Source organism: Paraburkholderia sp. BCC1884 (assembly GCF_900996225.1).
Lineage (GTDB): Bacteria > Pseudomonadota > Gammaproteobacteria > Burkholderiales > Burkholderiaceae > Paraburkholderia.
Genome location: NZ_CAAJGL010000101.1, coordinates 438966 through 453142, shown reverse-complemented (window position 1 = coordinate 453142; position 14177 = coordinate 438966). Strand labels below are relative to the sequence as shown.

At 64.2% G+C, this 14177-nt stretch carries 14 protein-coding genes; 4 read left to right on the top strand and 10 right to left on the bottom strand.

Annotated features, from left to right (window positions below; translation table 11 throughout):
* The first annotated feature begins 66 nt into the window (after nucleotides 1–66).
* Complete coding sequence (locus tag FQ705_RS24425; RefSeq protein ID WP_144145125.1) at nucleotides 67–1560, top strand: chloride channel protein; 1494 nt, start codon at nucleotides 67–69, stop codon at nucleotides 1558–1560.
* A 262-nt stretch (nucleotides 1561–1822) separates the two neighbouring features.
* On the opposite strand, the gene FQ705_RS24420 is transcribed toward FQ705_RS24425, so the two are convergent.
* The 6 genes from FQ705_RS24420 to map form a co-directional block, all read right to left on the bottom strand.
* Entirely contained in the window at nucleotides 1823–2134 is a 312-nt protein-coding gene (locus FQ705_RS24420; RefSeq protein ID WP_144145123.1) for a YXWGXW repeat-containing protein, read from the bottom strand.
* Nucleotides 2135–2387: 253 nt separating this feature from the next.
* Nucleotides 2388–2642, bottom strand: coding sequence for a cell division topological specificity factor MinE (minE, locus tag FQ705_RS24415; RefSeq protein ID WP_133662032.1), 255 nt, complete (start codon nucleotides 2640–2642; stop codon nucleotides 2388–2390).
* A gap of 14 nt (nucleotides 2643–2656) precedes the next feature.
* Complete coding sequence (gene minD, locus FQ705_RS24410) at nucleotides 2657–3472, bottom strand: septum site-determining protein MinD (RefSeq protein ID WP_054035077.1); 816 nt, start codon at nucleotides 3470–3472, stop codon at nucleotides 2657–2659.
* Between the two features lie 104 nt (nucleotides 3473–3576).
* Complete coding sequence (minC, locus tag FQ705_RS24405) at nucleotides 3577–4440, bottom strand: septum site-determining protein MinC (protein ID WP_144145121.1); 864 nt, start codon at nucleotides 4438–4440, stop codon at nucleotides 3577–3579.
* Between the two features lie 199 nt (nucleotides 4441–4639).
* Nucleotides 4640–5173: a GNAT family N-acetyltransferase gene (locus FQ705_RS24400; protein WP_144145119.1), complete on the bottom strand. Its 534-nt coding sequence runs from the start codon at nucleotides 5171–5173 to the stop codon at nucleotides 4640–4642.
* A 149-nt stretch (nucleotides 5174–5322) separates the two neighbouring features.
* Nucleotides 5323–6108 carry a type I methionyl aminopeptidase gene (map, locus tag FQ705_RS24395; RefSeq protein ID WP_144145790.1) on the bottom strand — a complete coding sequence of 262 codons (786 nt, stop codon included), beginning with the start codon at nucleotides 6106–6108 and terminating at the stop codon, nucleotides 5323–5325.
* Nucleotides 6109–6475: 367 nt separating this feature from the next.
* On the opposite strand from map, the gene FQ705_RS24390 reads away from it, so the two are divergent.
* The 3 genes from FQ705_RS24390 to FQ705_RS24380 all read left to right on the top strand — a co-directional run bounded on the left by FQ705_RS24390 (nucleotide 6476) and on the right by FQ705_RS24380 (nucleotide 10048).
* Nucleotides 6476–7453: a ferritin-like domain-containing protein gene (locus FQ705_RS24390; RefSeq protein WP_144145118.1), complete on the top strand. Its 978-nt coding sequence runs from the start codon at nucleotides 6476–6478 to the stop codon at nucleotides 7451–7453.
* Between the two features lie 120 nt (nucleotides 7454–7573).
* Nucleotides 7574–8878 (top strand): Nramp family divalent metal transporter, encoded by a 1305-nt coding sequence (locus FQ705_RS24385; protein ID WP_144145116.1) that lies wholly within the window; start codon nucleotides 7574–7576, stop codon nucleotides 8876–8878.
* Between the two features lie 102 nt (nucleotides 8879–8980).
* Entirely contained in the window at nucleotides 8981–10048 is a 1068-nt protein-coding gene (locus FQ705_RS24380) for an alpha/beta hydrolase (protein ID WP_144145114.1), read from the top strand.
* Nucleotides 10049–10070: 22 nt separating this feature from the next.
* Here the strand turns inward: FQ705_RS24380 and FQ705_RS24375 are convergent, their stop codons facing one another.
* From FQ705_RS24375 to FQ705_RS24360, 4 genes are read right to left on the bottom strand one after another with little or no spacing between them, the layout of a single operon-like run.
* On the bottom strand, nucleotides 10071–10589 hold the full coding sequence (locus FQ705_RS24375) for a chalcone isomerase family protein (protein WP_144145112.1): 519 nt from the start codon (nucleotides 10587–10589) through the stop codon (nucleotides 10071–10073).
* Between the two features lies 1 nt (nucleotide 10590).
* Nucleotides 10591–11802, bottom strand: coding sequence for an SAM-dependent methyltransferase (locus FQ705_RS24370; protein ID WP_144145110.1), 1212 nt, complete (start codon nucleotides 11800–11802; stop codon nucleotides 10591–10593).
* Between the two features lie 12 nt (nucleotides 11803–11814).
* The gene (locus FQ705_RS24365) at nucleotides 11815–12660 is read right to left on the bottom strand and encodes a DUF1365 domain-containing protein (RefSeq protein WP_144145108.1); all 846 of its coding nucleotides are present in this window, start codon (nucleotides 12658–12660) and stop codon (nucleotides 11815–11817) included.
* Nucleotides 12657–13958, bottom strand: coding sequence for an NAD(P)/FAD-dependent oxidoreductase (locus FQ705_RS24360; RefSeq protein WP_144145106.1), 1302 nt, complete (start codon nucleotides 13956–13958; stop codon nucleotides 12657–12659). Before FQ705_RS24360 ends, FQ705_RS24365 begins: the two co-directional genes overlap by 4 nt.
* Nucleotides 13959–14177: the final 219 nt, after the last annotated feature.

Genomic DNA, 14177 nt, shown 5'->3' with positions numbered 1-14177 from the left:
TGCGGCCCAAGCCGTTTCAACGAGCGCGCGCCCTTTATACTGAGCGCTTTGCGCCGGTACATTCCAATGGCTCGGGTCTTCCCTCTTCTCTCTTACGGCATCGTGCGTCGCGCGCGACGCCTGTGGCGCCAATACGGCGTGTTCTGGCTCGGCGCGATCGCCGTCGGCCTGGTCGCGGTGTTCTACGCAAGACTCATCGACTGGGGCTACAACGAATTTCGCACGGTCCAGCAACAGCATGTGTGGGCGCCGCTGATCATTACGCCTGCGGTGGCGGCGCTCGCCGTCTGGCTGACGCGCAAGTTCTTTCGCGGCGCGGAAGGCAGCGGCATTCCGCAAGTAATCGCCACGCTGCACGCGAAGCCCGGCGAATACGGCGCGCGGCTGCTGTCGTTCCGGATTCTGTTCGGCAAGATCGCCGTGTCGTTTCTGGCGATTCTCGGCGGCCTTACGATCGGCCGCGAGGGACCGACCGTGCAGGTCGGCGCGGCATTGATGTTCAATCTGCGGCGGCTCTACCCGCGCTCGAATGCGCTGATCGAACGGCAACTCGTGCTGGCCGGCGCAGCGGCCGGTTTGTCGGCGGCGTTCAATACACCGCTGGCAGGCATCGTGTTCGCCATCGAAGAATTGACCCGCAGCTTCGAGGCGCGTGCGAGCGGCGTGCTGATCACCGCGATCATCATCGCCGGTGTGATCGCGCTGGGGCTGAACGGTAATTACACCTACTTCGGCACGATTCAGATCGGCGCGCATTTCCCCGATCTGCTGGCGCTCGCAGTGTTGCTCACGGCCATCGTCACCGGCATTGCGGGGGGCGTATTCGGCTGGCTGCTGCTGAACACGGCGCGCTGGATTCCGGCGCCGCTACGGCAACTGCACCGCGAACGGCCGGTGGCCTTTGCTGCGGTGTGCGGCTTCGTGATCGCGGGGGTCGGGCTGATTTCGGGCGGCAATACCTTCGGCAGCGGCTACGCGGAAGCGCGCGGACTGCTCGACGGCCATGAGCATCTGTCTGTCTTCTATCCGTTCCTGAAGATGATCTCGATGATCGGCTCGTATCTGCCCGGCATTCCGGGCGGCATCTTCGCGCCGTCGTTATCGATCGGGGCGGGCTTCGGCAATCTGCTGCACATGGTGTTCAGCTCGATGGATCTGCCCATGCTGATCGCGCTCGCCATGGTCGGCTATCTGGCCGCCGTGACGCAGTCGCCGATCACGTCGTTCGTGATCGTGATGGAGATGATCGATGGACACGCGCTGGTGATTTCGTTGATGGCGACCGCGTTGATCGCGAGCCGCGTGGCGCGTCTGTTTGCGCCGCCGTTGTACGAGTCGCTCGCCGAGCGCTACATCACGCCGTTGCCGGGGCCGGTATCCGCGGCGACGCCGGAAGTGCCCGAAGCCGAAGCACCGCGCGCGACAGACGATCCGGCCACCGGCTCGACGCCCGAATCGACGACGACAACGACAACTACCTCGGCGACCGACCCCGCCGCTGTCGAAGAAGCCACCGGCGAGCCGCCCGCACGAGACGACACTGGCGCACCGCGTCAATAAACGACGATACCCGGCGCGTGCACATACATCGGACGCGCCGGTACGACGACACAGCCGGCCAGCATGACCGCCAGCGCGGCAATCAGAAGCAGATTCTTTTTCATCACGTGTTTCCTCAAAAGGGTGAACCTCGCGCTCGACACGCGCAGGCTCGCGCCGCACCGGGCTCGTGCGCGGCGCGAATATCGTCAGAATGGGGGAGTGGCGGCATGCGCGGCGTTCGCCGCGTCGTGCCGCAAAGCGGGCGACGCCCGCTGAAGGCTTACGCCCAGTGACCTTGAACCCAGTGGTAGTTCGGACCGTGTGCGACCCAGTGGCCCGGCATCCAGTGATAGCCCACACGCTCGGCTTGCCAGTGACCGGCGGCCCAGACATAGCGGCCATGGTCCCAGCGCCAGTGACCGTGATCCCACACATAGCCGACGCGCGGCGCGGGCACTGCCTCATAGCGAACCGCCGGCGGTGCCGACGGCGCGATCACCACGACTTCTTCAGCGGAGGCCGATGCGACGGCGGCCGTGCCGGCAGCGATCAGAACGGTGTTGGCGATCAGCAAGCGAAAGGTCTTATTCATTTTTTCCCTCTGTAGGTGGACACCGTCTCCGGCGTTATCTATTTAATGCGCGAGGGGATGAATCGGCTGACGGCCGCCGTGTAACGGCATACCCGCAAGTGCAACGGATTATTTCGACGGGAGAAAGGCGCGCGTTACGCTGTCTCTGCGCAACGCGGCATGGCGTGCAAACGGGCCGGCAAAAACCGGCCGTAGGACGCAACCGCCAGGCCTGACGACAATCAGACCAGCGGTTAACACCGAGCCTGAAGAATCAGGCCTGCGGGATTTCGATCTTGACCTCGAGCACTTCGAGGTCGTCCTGGCGTTCGAGACTCACGCGTATATCCTCATCGGAAATCTTCACGTACTTCGAAATCACGGCCACCAGTTCGCGTTGCAACGCAGGCAGATAATCGGCAGGCGCGTGGCCGCCGGCGCGCTCGTGCGCGATGATCAACTGCAGGCGTTCCTTCGCTACCGACGCGGACTTCTTCTTCTCGCCCAGCAAAAACGAAAGAATCGACATGACGTGCGCTCCCCTTACTTGGTGCCGAAGAGGCGCTGCAACAGCCCGGGCTTCTGATAGTCGGTAAAGCGAAGCGACTTCTGCTCGCCGAGGAAACGCGACACCACGTCTTTATAGGCTTCCGCTACGTCCGTGCCGTCGAGGTGCACCGCCGGCAGACCCTGGTTCGACGCGTGCAGCACCGCTTCCGATTCCGGAATCACGCCGATCAGGTCGATGCGCAGGATTTCCTGGATGTCGGTGAGCGAGAGCATTTCGCCTTCGCTCACGCGCTTCGGGTTGTAGCGGGTGATCAGCAGGTGTTCCTTGATCGGCTCCTTGCTTTCGATTGCGCGCTTGGTCTTCGACGACAGAATGCCGAGGATGCGGTCCGAGTCGCGCACCGACGACACTTCCGGGTTCGTCACGATCAGCGCTTCGTCGGCGAAGTGCATCGCGAGCAACGCGCCCGATTCGATGCCGGCCGGCGAATCGCAGACGATGTACTCGAAGTCCATCGCGATCAGGTCGTTGATGATCTTTTCGACGCCTTCGAGCGTCAGCGCGTCTTTGTCACGCGTTTGCGAGGCCGGCAGGATGAACAGGTTCTCGCACTTCTTGTCCTTGATGAGCGCCTGGTTCAGATTGGCTTCGCCCTGGATCACGTTGATCAGGTCGTACACCACGCGGCGCTCGCAGCCCATGATGAGGTCGAGGTTACGCAGGCCGACGTCGAAGTCGATCACGGCGGTCTTGCTGCCCCGCAACGCGAGGGCCGATGCAAAACTCGCGCTCGTGGTCGTCTTGCCCACGCCACCCTTGCCCGAAGTCACCACAATGATTTTTGCCATTACCCTTACCTTGTGTTCGTCAAATTCGTCAATTATGTGCGGCCATATTTGCCGTGCGACGCGGCGTGGCGGATTGGCTCAGGGCCACCCGCGCCGCCCGCCGGTCACGTGAGCCGCAGCGGTTCGATCATCAGTTTTTCTTCGTCGAGCCAGATCTGCACCGGCTTGCCGAGCACGTCGGCCGGCAGCGGGTTCTCAGTCGTTCGATAGATGCCGGCGATCGAGATGAGTTCCGGCTCGAGACACGTGCAAAAAATGCGCGCGTCGTGGTTGCCCTGCACGCCGGCCAAAGCCCGGCCGCGCAACGGCGCGTAAATATGGATGTTGCCTTCGGCGATCACTTCAGCGCCGTAGCTCACGAGACCGAGCACCACCAAATCGCCCTTGGCGTAGATGCGCTGGCCGGAGCGCAGCGGCTTGTCGATCACCGTGGTTTGCGACGAGGTGGCCAGACGCACCGGCTCGGCGGCGGGCGTCGGCACGACCGGAGCGCCCGAATTCGCGGCGCCGGTGTCGGACGTCGCCGACGTGTCGGGCGGCAACAGGCTGGCCTGCGCGGCAGCCGGGCTCGCGTTCGACGCGGCAGCGGCACTTGCGCCGGCCGCAGGCGCGCCGGCGCTGTCTTCTTCGGCGGATTTGGCGGTGGCGCCGCGACGGTCGCGCGCTTCGAGCAGCGGCAAGGCGGACTCGGCCGCCCACGCCTGCGCCGCATTGGCGACCACGCCGACCGGCCGCATGCGCACGCTGTCGAGCAGCTGCGCGATGTCGGCGAGCGGCACGCGTTCGTTTTCGGCAAGCCGGCGCACGTCGATGGCGACAACGTCGTTGGCGAAGAATTCGGGGGTCGCCTCGAAGCGCCGCGTCAATTCGGCACGCATGGCGTCGAGGTCGGTTGTCTTGACCACGAACAGGAGCGTGTCGACAGAGCCGCTACGAAGTTCGAAAAAGGGCGATTTCTTGGGCGACATAGTGTTCGGCAAAAAATTTTGCGTATTTTACAGGCGTACACGCGCGCGGCCAGCTTTTTTGCCGCGACGACGAACGCCGGGATCGCGCCGCGCTCATGCGAGCGACCATGGGAGTCGCGTCGCCGCTGGCGACTCGGCCACGAACGCTGCACAGACGCGGAGGGGAAGCGAGCGGCAGACTGTTGCGCCGCTCGGGAGATCACTGCTGAAATACCTGGGAGGTGGTCGGCACGTGGCGCACCAGCAGACTTTCGGCCTGCTCGGGCGCACGCGCGACGCGCCGGTGTTCACCGGTCGGTCCGAAGCCGAGCGCCTCGTAAAAGCGCATGGCGTTGCGGTTGGCGTCGGCGACCCAGGCGTAGATTTCCGTGGCGCTTTCATTGGCGAGCCAGGCGGCGGCCGTATCGACCAGCAGCTCGCCACCACGCAGATGACGCACGGCCGGCGCGACCCACAGTTCGCCGACGAAGGCACGGCGCGCGTCGGTGTCTTCGAAATGTGCTTCGATCAACCCCGCCGGATGGCCCTCGGTGTAGAGAATGAAGCTGGTGACGATAAAGGACCCCGCGTGTTCCGCGGCGGTGGCGTCGAAACTGGCGGCATCCGCCGACAACGCGTCCTCGAGCGTCGCGCCGAAGGCGTACGGCGCCTCCCGCAGCGATGCGGTACGGAGTTCGCGAAAAACGGCGCCCTGATCAGCGGCGATACGGCGAACGGTCAATGACGCACTCATGCAGACGAAAACCCCTTGAAATCCTAAGGCGTAGCTTTAACCGAACCGGCTCGCGAGTCAATTCATTATTGACTGATTGTGCCACCCTTGTGTCGCCCTTGTGTCGCCGTTGTGTCAGCCGGGCGAGAAATGCGGCGCACCCGCGTAACTCAAGGCGCCTCGTAGGCGCCGGTGCCATCCGGCCAGGGCGTGAGCAACTCATAGCCTTCTTCGGTCACGGCGATCATATGCTCCCACTGCGCGGACAGCGAGCGGTCCTTGGTGACCACCGTCCAGCCGTCGCGCAGCACCGAGGTGCCGGCGCGGCCCGCATTGATCATCGGTTCGATCGTGAAGACCATGCCCGGCTTCAGGCGCACGCCCTGCCCAGGCTGGCCGTAGTGCAGCACCTGCGGGTCTTCGTGATAGACCTTGCCGATGCCGTGCCCGCAGTAGTCGCGCACGATCGAAAAGCCGTCGCGCTGCGCAACCTTCTGGATCGCATAGCCGACGTCGCCGAGCGTGGCGCCCGGCTTGACTTCGCGGATGCCGGCGAGCATCGCCTCATAGGTCGTGTCGATCAGCTGGCGGCCCACCGTGCTCGGCTGGCCGACGCAGTACATCCGGCTGGTGTCGCCGAAATAACCGTCTTTGATGATCGCGACGTCGATATTGATGATGTCGCCGTCTTTGAGGACTTCGCTGCGATTCGGGATGCCGTGGCAGACCACCTGGTTGACCGAGGTGCAAACCGTCTTCGGAAAACCCAGATAGCCGACATTTGCCGGGATCGACTTTTGCGTATTGACAATGTAGTCGTTGCACAGTGCGTCCAACTCGTCGGTGGAGACACCGGCCTTGACGTGCTCGCCGATCATTGCCAGCACGTCGGCCGCGAGGCGGCCGGAAATGCGAAGTTTGGCGATGTCGTCGGGTGTCTTGTAGGTAATGGCCATGAATTCAGTCGATGTGGGTCGGATGGGGTCGAGATTCAATCGATCGGGCAATTGTACAGAGGATCGCCGCCGCAGCCGCGCGAACCGGACCAGACCCGCCCACAGGATGATCGCGCCGACTCGTCCACGCACATGCTGCAAGTGCACAGAGAAATCTTTTGTGAGGTTTGCATCTAGCCGGACATTCGCGCCGTAAAGGCGGATGAGGGCTCGCTTCTTCTCCCGGATCATTTAGTTCTTCTCAGAAGAACAGGGGCCTCTTTGCGTCCGCGTTTTTGCGTCTGTGCAACGCGTGAAGGGCAATCGTCAACGCGTGTGCGTCGCGAGTCCGCGGCTTTTGGCAGCGAACCATCTGAGGAGCATCGTCATGTCGGAGTCCAGCAATAAATCAGCATCCCTTATCGATGCATTCGATCGACGCGTCGAGCGTCGCCTGCAACGTCGGCAATTTTTTCGCAATGCGGGCGGACTCGGTCTGGGTCTGGTCGGCGGCACGCTGATCAGCGCATGCGGCGGTGGGTCTGGCGTCAGCGCCACGGCGCAAAGCGCACCGACCGACGCGGAAATTCTGAACTTCGCGCTCAATCTCGAGTACCTCGAATCGCAGTTCTATACCTATGCGACCACAGGCGCGGGACTCGCGGCCAGCATGACGGCCGGTGTCGGCACGATGGGCACGGTGATCCCGGGGCAGCAAGTGCCTTTCCAGGATCCGGTCGTCAAGGCCTACGCCAACGAGATCGCCAACGACGAACGCGAACACGTCACCTTCCTGCGCACCGCGCTGGGTTCGGCGGCGGTCGCGATGCCGTCGATCGACATCGGCGGCACCGATCCAAATGGCGCGTTCTCGAATGCGGCTCGTGCGGCGGGACTGGTCGGCGCGGGCGCGGCGTTCAACCCGTATGCGAACGACAACAATTTCCTGCTCGGCGCGTTCATCTTCGAAGACGTCGGCGTGACGGCCTACAAAGGCGCTTCACCGCTCATCACCAACAAGACCTTCCTTGAAGCCGCCGCCGGCATTCTCGCGGCCGAGGCCTATCACGCCGGCCTGGTACGCACGGTGCTGTACTCGAAAGGCATCGACATGACGAGCCTCGTCACCGCGGCCAACGCAATTTCGGCCGCGCGCGACAGCCTCGACAACAACGGTCATGACGATCAGGGAATCACCGGCGCGACCGCCGGCACGTCGAACATCGTGCCGCTCGACAGCAACGGACTCGCCTTCAGCCGCAATTACAGCAACGTCCTCAACATCGTCTACCTGACGAGTTCGGCGGCGACCAAGGGCGGCTTCTTCCCGAACGGCGTGAACGGCGTGCTCAACATGAGCGCCTGACGCACATAAGCGCGGTATCGGATGCACCGGCAACGGGTCGCCGCGATGACGATCGCGCTCACCCGTTGGCCGGACTTCATCGGTCTTGCCTTGAACGCCTGACGCTGTACAGGAGCCGTCATGAACGATGCGATGAGTCAGGCCGCCGTGCCTCAGACCCTCACCGAGCAGACCTGTTTCGACATTCGCGAGACGCTGGCGGGCAGACGCCGTGGCCTGCGCGCGATGCTGCCGTTTGTCGGCCCGGCGGTGGTGGCCTCGATCGCCTACATGGACCCAGGCAACTTCGCGACCAACATTCAGGCCGGCGCCAGTTACGGCTATACGCTGTTGTGGGTCGTGGCGGTGGCGAACGTCGTCGCGATGCTGTTTCAATCGCTCTCCGCGAAACTGGGCCTCGTGACCGGCCGCAATCTCGCCGAATTATGCGGCGCCGCGTTGCCGCGCCGCTGTGTCCTGACGATGTGGGGCATCAGTGAAATCGCGGCGATGGCCACTGACCTGGCGGAATTCGTCGGCGGTGCGATCGGCGTGTCGTTGCTCACGCATCTACCCATGATGCCGAGCATGCTGATTACCGCAGCCGTCACATATGGCTTGCTGCAGTTCGAGAAGCGCGGCTTTCGTCCGCTCGAACTGGCGATCGCGGCGCTCATCGGCGTGATCGGATTGTCGTACCTCGCCGAGTTGCTGATCGCGCCGGTGCATTGGCCTTCGGTGGTCAAACATACCTTTTCGCCGAGCATGCCCGATAGTGCCGCGCTGACGATTTCGGTCGGCATCATCGGCGCCACGGTCATGCCGCATGTGTTGTTCCTCCATTCCGGGCTCACGCAGAATCGCGTGAAGCCGCGCAACGAAGGCGAACGGGGCAAGCTGCTGCGTTTTTCCAATATCGAGGTGGTGGTCGCGCTCGGCGTCGCGGGGCTCATCAATATGGCGATGGTGATCATGGCGTCGAGCGCGTTTCATGCGGGCCATGCCGACATCGCCAGCATCGAAACCGCCTGGCGCACGCTGACGCCGCTACTCGGCGGCGCCGCGGCCGGCCTATTTCTGGCGGCGCTAATCGCCTCCGGCGTGTCGAGCTCGGTGGTCGGCACCATGGCCGGGCAAATGATCATGCAGGGCTTCGTCGGCTTTCATATTCCCGTGTGGGCGCGCCGCCTGATCACGATGGTGCCCGCCTTCGTGGTGGTGGCATGCGGAGTCGACGCCACGCGCGCGCTGGTGCTCAGCCAGGTGGTGCTGAGCATCGCCCTGCCCGTGCCGATGATCGCGCTGGTGTGGTTCACGTCGAATAGCGCATTGATGGGCCGCTACCGGAATCGCCGCATCACGACGATTGCAGCGGTGATCGGCACGCTCGTCGTGCTCTCGCTCAATCTCGTGCTGTTGCTGCAAATCGCCGGGGTGGCGTTGTAATCGCGCAATCGCCTTGCATGCCGGGCCGGCGCGATTGCATCCGCTCCACGGATTGACGCGTACATTGTTCGAACGAATAATTTTTCGAACGGACCGACTCCCATGCCTCGACGCCTGCTCAGATTGACCGCTGCGGTTGCGCTCGCCGCGCTCGGCGGCTGCAGTGCGGCCGGCGTGCTCAACGCCGCCGTCTCGCACAAAGACTTTCAGGCCGACAAAGGCCTCGCGTACGGCAACGCGCCACGTCAGAAACTCGACGTCTATATGCCCACGGCCGGCACTCCGCCAGCCGGCACGCAAGGGCGGCCGATCGTCGTGTTCTTCTATGGCGGCAGCTGGCAGAGCGGTTCGCGCAGCAGCTATCTGTTCGTCGGCGCGGCGCTGGCCTCGCGCGGTTTCCTGGCGGTGGTTCCGGACTATCGCACCTGGCCTGAGACCGCCTTCCCCGGTTTTGTCGACGACGCCGCAGCAGCCGTGCGCTGGACGCGCGACCACGCGGCCGAATTCGGCGGCGACCCGTCGCGCATCTTTCTGATGGGCCACTCGGCGGGCGCTCACATCGTGATGATGCTGGCCACCGATGGCCGGTATCTCGCCGCCCAGCAGATGAGCAAAGCCGATATCAGCGGCGTGATCGGACTCGCCGGCCCTTACGACTTTCTGCCGCTGCAGGACGCCACACTCGAAGCGATCTTCCCACCGGCATTGCGTGCAGCAAGTCAGCCGATCAATTTCGTCGAAGGCGACGAGCCGCCCATGTTCCTCGCGGCGGGCGAGCGCGACACGACCGTCGACCCAGGCAACACCGACCGGCTGGCGGCGAAGCTGCGCATCGCGGGCGACAGGCAGGTCGAGGTCAAGCACTATCCGCGCGTCGGGCATGCGTTGCTGGTGGGCGCGATCGCGGGACCGTTGCGAGGGTTTGCGCCGGTGCTCGACGATACGAGCGCATTCATCGACGCGCAGGTGAGCAGCGCGTCGCAGCGGGACCGTAGCGCGCGAGCGTTGCCCTCTTCTTCTGCGGCTTCCGGGAACGTGTATCAGATGCGACGGAGTGCGAGTGCAAGTGCAGGCGCGAAAGCCGAGCCATGTGCGATCGAGGCTAAACCCGCATCGGCGACGGACAACGCCGATTGCCAGAAGCAAAACACGTCAGGACACAACGATTGATCGGCTGACCACGGCACGCGGTTTACGGCTGCGCCGCCGTGCCGAGCAACTGTTTGCGCAGGCTCGGCGCGCGCGTCGACGGATCGAGCCAGATGCCGAAGAAGGCGCGCGCGAAAGCGGGGTCGTCGAATTCGCCGGTCATGCGTTCGCCCGCATAAAAACGCACGCCCTTGTCGGGCAGATTGACCGCGCTCAACTGATCGCCGGGGGCGACGTCGACGAAGGCCTGCAGCATGTCCGCGCGCCAGCGCTCCAGCGTCTGCGCAGGAATCGGTGCGTCGGCTAACCGCTTGATCTCGCTGATGCCGGTATCGGCGAGACGCTCGCGCTTGATCCCACGCGCGTAGACGATATGCAACGCGAAGCGCTCGTCGTAATCGACCGGCGTGCGCTCGCTCCACATCTGCGCGCGATACAGCCGGAAGCCGAGCACGGTGAAATCGCCTTCGCCGACGAGCTTCGCGGACTGCACATCGCCGCGCCAATCGGCGCACGCGGCGGACATCCACAGCGCGAGCACGAGAGCCGCGAGCGCTCGCATGTCAGTCTGCCTGAGCGAGCACGAACTGCATGACGTCGGTGCGTCCTTCGTCGAAGCCCGCCTCGCAATACGCCAGATAGAGGCGCCACGTCCGCACGAAAATCTCGTCGAAGCCTTGCGCCTTGATCGTGTCGAGTTGCGCTTCGAACGCGCCGCGCCAGCGGCGCAACGTCTCCGCATAATCGCGCCCGAAGGCGAGCGACGTACACGCCACCAGTTTGCCGCGCCGCGCCGCCTCGACGAAACGCTGCGGGCTCGGCAACATGCCGCCCGGAAAAATGAATTCGCGGATGAAGTCGCTAGTCGCGCGATAAGCGGCGAAATGCGAGTCGTCGATCGTGATGGTTTGCACCAGCGCGCGGGCGCCTGGCCGCAAACGCTCGCGCAGAATCGTGAAGTAAGTCGGCCAGAATTTTTCGCCGACCGCCTCGAACATTTCAATCGACACGATGCCGTCGTACTGCCCCGTGAGCGTGCGGTAGTCGCGCAACTCCAGATGGATGCGATCGGCGAGACGCGCTGCATGGATGCGATCCTGCGCATATTCGAGCTGCGCCGGCGAGATCGTCACGCCGTGCACGTGAATGCCCTGGCGCGCCGCATGCATCGCAAAACCGCCCCACCCGCAGCCGATTTCCAGAACATGCATGCCTTCGCGCAAACCCAGCGTGTCGATGATGCGTTGATACTTTGCATGCTGGGCGTCTTCGAGCGACTGATGGAAGTTGTCGTCGAACACTGCGCTCGAATAGGTGAAACTCGGGTCCAGCCACTGTCCGTAAAACGCGTTGCCGATGTCGTAGTGCGCGTGAATATTGCGGCGGCTGCCGGTGCGTGTATTGGGCCTCAGCTTGTGACGCAGCCCGTACCACATTTGCGCGAGCCAGCCGCCATAGACCGTGCGTTGCAAGGCGCGCTCGTTGCGAATCGCCACTCGCAGCAGCGCGGCGAGGTCGGGCGTGTCGACCCAGAACGCGCGCCACGCGTCGGCGAAACCAATATCGCCTTTGCGCAGAATCGCGCCGCACGCGCGCCAGTCACGCATTTCGAGGCGTGCGCCGGGCGCCGCATGCGGGTCGCCGAATACACGCTGCTGACCGTCGGGCGTGATCAATACCAGATGCCCCACCCGGATCCTTTCGAGCAGAGACAGAAAGAGACGCGCTGACGCGGGCGCGGTTCGGTGCCCGCTCAGGGTTCTGGAAAGCGCCATGGCTGAATCTCCTCAATCGGTCGAAATAGGCTGCGCGGCGGCGGATGGTTGGCCGCCTGCGACGGGGTCGGTGGTAGCGTCGGCAGTGCGGCCCGGCGCGGGGTTTTTGCCGTAGAACGGCGCTTTCCTGAAGGCGAGGCGCAGGGCCTGCCAATGAATTCGTGCGACCACGCCGACGCTCAGGAGCGGTTGACGAAACAGCGCGACCAATGCGGTGGTGCGTGTCAAAGGCGTCAAGCGGCCGCCGAGTGCCGTGCGGATCAACAAGCCGTCGGCGTCGCTGTAGTCGATCGCGACGGAGGCGCTGGTCGGCGTTTCCTTCACGCGGAACGTGTAGCCGCCTTCCACGCGGCAAAACGGCGAGACGTGCAGCATTTTTCGACACACCAGCGGCGTGTGCGCCGTAATCGGCGCATTGCCCGGCGCACTGAGCAGGTAACTGTGACGCGCGCCGAACGTATTGCGCACTTCGGCCAGCAGCGCGCGCAAATTGCCGTCGCGGTCGTGGCAGAACCAGAAACTGATCGGATTGAAGGCGTAGCCGAATACACGTGGAAAGGCTTGCAGCCAGATCTTGCCGTCCGCTTCGCCGATCCCCGCCGCCGATAGTTGCGCGCGCATCCACGTGGCGAGATCGCTGCCGTCGCACGGACCGTGGTCGCGTGCGTGCAAGCTCAGCGGCCGCCAGCGGTCGATACCGAACCAGCCGCAATCGAGCGACGCCAGCCGGTCCAGATCGCAGCGCACGTAGAACACGGGATACGTGAAGCGATGCGGCTGCGGCCGCAGACGCTCGTGCATCACCTTGCCCGTCAAAAGCCAGGCCGCCGGGTCGAGCTTGGCAAGGGCGGCGTTCATAGCCTGGCCCACGCCGGCGAGGCGTCGAAATCGGCAGCTACACGCAGCGCCGATTTCAGACCGTCTTCATGAAAACCGTAGCCCGTCCATGCGCCCGCGAACCACGTGCGACGCTTGCCTTGAAGCGTCGGCAAGCGATGCTGGGCGTCGATCGCGGCCAGATCGAACAGCGGATGGTCGTAGACGAAGCGGCGCAGCTCGGTTCCGGGCGCGGGTTGCGTCACCGGATTGAGCGTGACGACGAGCGGCGTCCTGAACGGCAGCGGCTGCAACTGATTAACCAGATAGCTCACGCACACCGGCTGCGTGCCGTCGATGCTGCGGCTGCCCAGGTAATTCCAGGCCGACCACACACGCTGACGACGCGGCAGCAGATTCGTATCGGTATGCAGCACGGCGACGTTCGGCTGATAGCGCACGGCGCTCAACACGCCGCGCTCGTCCTGATCGGCGTCCTGCAGCAGACGCAGGGTGGTCGGTGCGTGCGTGGCGAGGACCAGCGCGTCGAAGCGCTCGGTGCCGGTGTCGGTGTACACGTCGACACCTTGCTCGTCGCGCCGCACACCGCGCACGGCCGCGCCGACGCGGACGTCGTCGAGTTGACCGGCGATGCGCCTCACGTACTCCCGGCCGCCGCCGACGACGGTCTTCCACTGCGGCCGGCGATTCACCTGCAGCAACGCGTGGTTCAGGCAGAAGCGCAGGAACGTGGTGGCCGGGAAAGCGAGAATGTCGGCGGTGGCGCTCGACCAGATCGCAGCCGCCATCGGCAATAGATAATGACGCTGGAACGCGCCGCCGTAGCCGCCGGTGGTCAGCAACTCGCCCATCGACGCACGCGTTTGCGTCGCCAGTTCGAGGTTCTGCTGCGCGCTGCCGTTGAAGCGCATGATGTCGCGCAGCATGCCGATGAAGGTCGGCGAGAACAGGTTGCGGCGTTGCGCGAACACCGTGTTCAGACTGGTGCCGGCCCATTCGAGACGGCCTTCGTCGAGCGAGACCGAGAAAGTCATGTCGCTCGGATGCGACTGCACGCCCAGTTCGTCGAACAGCGCGATCAGGTTCGGGTAAGTCCGGTCGTTGAACACCAGAAAGCCCGTATCGACCGGATGCGTATGGCCTTCGAGCGTGACGTCGACCGTATTGGTGTGGCCGCCCAGATAGCCGGCCGATTCGAACAGGGTGACCCGATGGTTGCGCGCCAGCAGATAGGCGCTGGCCAAACCCGAGATACCGGCGCCGATGACCGCGACCCGCGAGCCGCGCGGTAGTGGGGTGGTCGGTGCGGATTGGGTCATGGGCGCGTCTCCTCTTCATGGGGACGCGCGGTGGTTTAGTCAGGTGAGGCGGGGCTTGCGCGTCCTTGAGGGGATTTACGCAGCGGAGGCGGAAATGGATGCAGAGGTGGCGGAAATGGGGGGCAAGTCAGCAATGTTGGGGAGCGCACATTGCTGCCGGTAGCGGCTCGCTAGAGTCGGACCCATGTTCTGCCCAGGCGCGTGGATCGGCTGATCGAC

Bases quoted from the DNA above. Each gene is read 5' to 3' on its own strand.
- FQ705_RS24425 (WP_144145125.1), top strand. From the start codon at position 67: ATGGCTCGGGTCTTCCCTCTTCTCTCTTACGGCATCGTGCGTCGCGCG.
- FQ705_RS24420 (WP_144145123.1), bottom strand. From the start codon at position 2,134: ATGAATAAGACCTTTCGCTTGCTGATCGCCAACACCGTTCTGATCGCT.
- minE (WP_133662032.1), bottom strand. From the start codon at position 2,642: ATGTCGATTCTTTCGTTTTTGCTGGGCGAGAAGAAGAAGTCCGCGTCG.
- minD (WP_054035077.1), bottom strand. From the start codon at position 3,472: ATGGCAAAAATCATTGTGGTGACTTCGGGCAAGGGTGGCGTGGGCAAG.
- minC (WP_144145121.1), bottom strand. From the start codon at position 4,440: ATGTCGCCCAAGAAATCGCCCTTTTTCGAACTTCGTAGCGGCTCTGTC.
- FQ705_RS24400 (WP_144145119.1), bottom strand. From the start codon at position 5,173: ATGAGTGCGTCATTGACCGTTCGCCGTATCGCCGCTGATCAGGGCGCC.
- map (WP_144145790.1), bottom strand. From the start codon at position 6,108: ATGGCCATTACCTACAAGACACCCGACGACATCGCCAAACTTCGCATT.
- FQ705_RS24390 (WP_144145118.1), top strand. From the start codon at position 6,476: ATGTCGGAGTCCAGCAATAAATCAGCATCCCTTATCGATGCATTCGAT.
- FQ705_RS24385 (WP_144145116.1), top strand. From the start codon at position 7,574: ATGAACGATGCGATGAGTCAGGCCGCCGTGCCTCAGACCCTCACCGAG.
- FQ705_RS24380 (WP_144145114.1), top strand. From the start codon at position 8,981: ATGCCTCGACGCCTGCTCAGATTGACCGCTGCGGTTGCGCTCGCCGCG.
- FQ705_RS24375 (WP_144145112.1), bottom strand. From the start codon at position 10,589: ATGCGAGCGCTCGCGGCTCTCGTGCTCGCGCTGTGGATGTCCGCCGCG.
- FQ705_RS24370 (WP_144145110.1), bottom strand. From the start codon at position 11,802: ATGGCGCTTTCCAGAACCCTGAGCGGGCACCGAACCGCGCCCGCGTCA.
- FQ705_RS24365 (WP_144145108.1), bottom strand. From the start codon at position 12,660: ATGAACGCCGCCCTTGCCAAGCTCGACCCGGCGGCCTGGCTTTTGACG.
- FQ705_RS24360 (WP_144145106.1), bottom strand. From the start codon at position 13,958: ATGACCCAATCCGCACCGACCACCCCACTACCGCGCGGCTCGCGGGTC.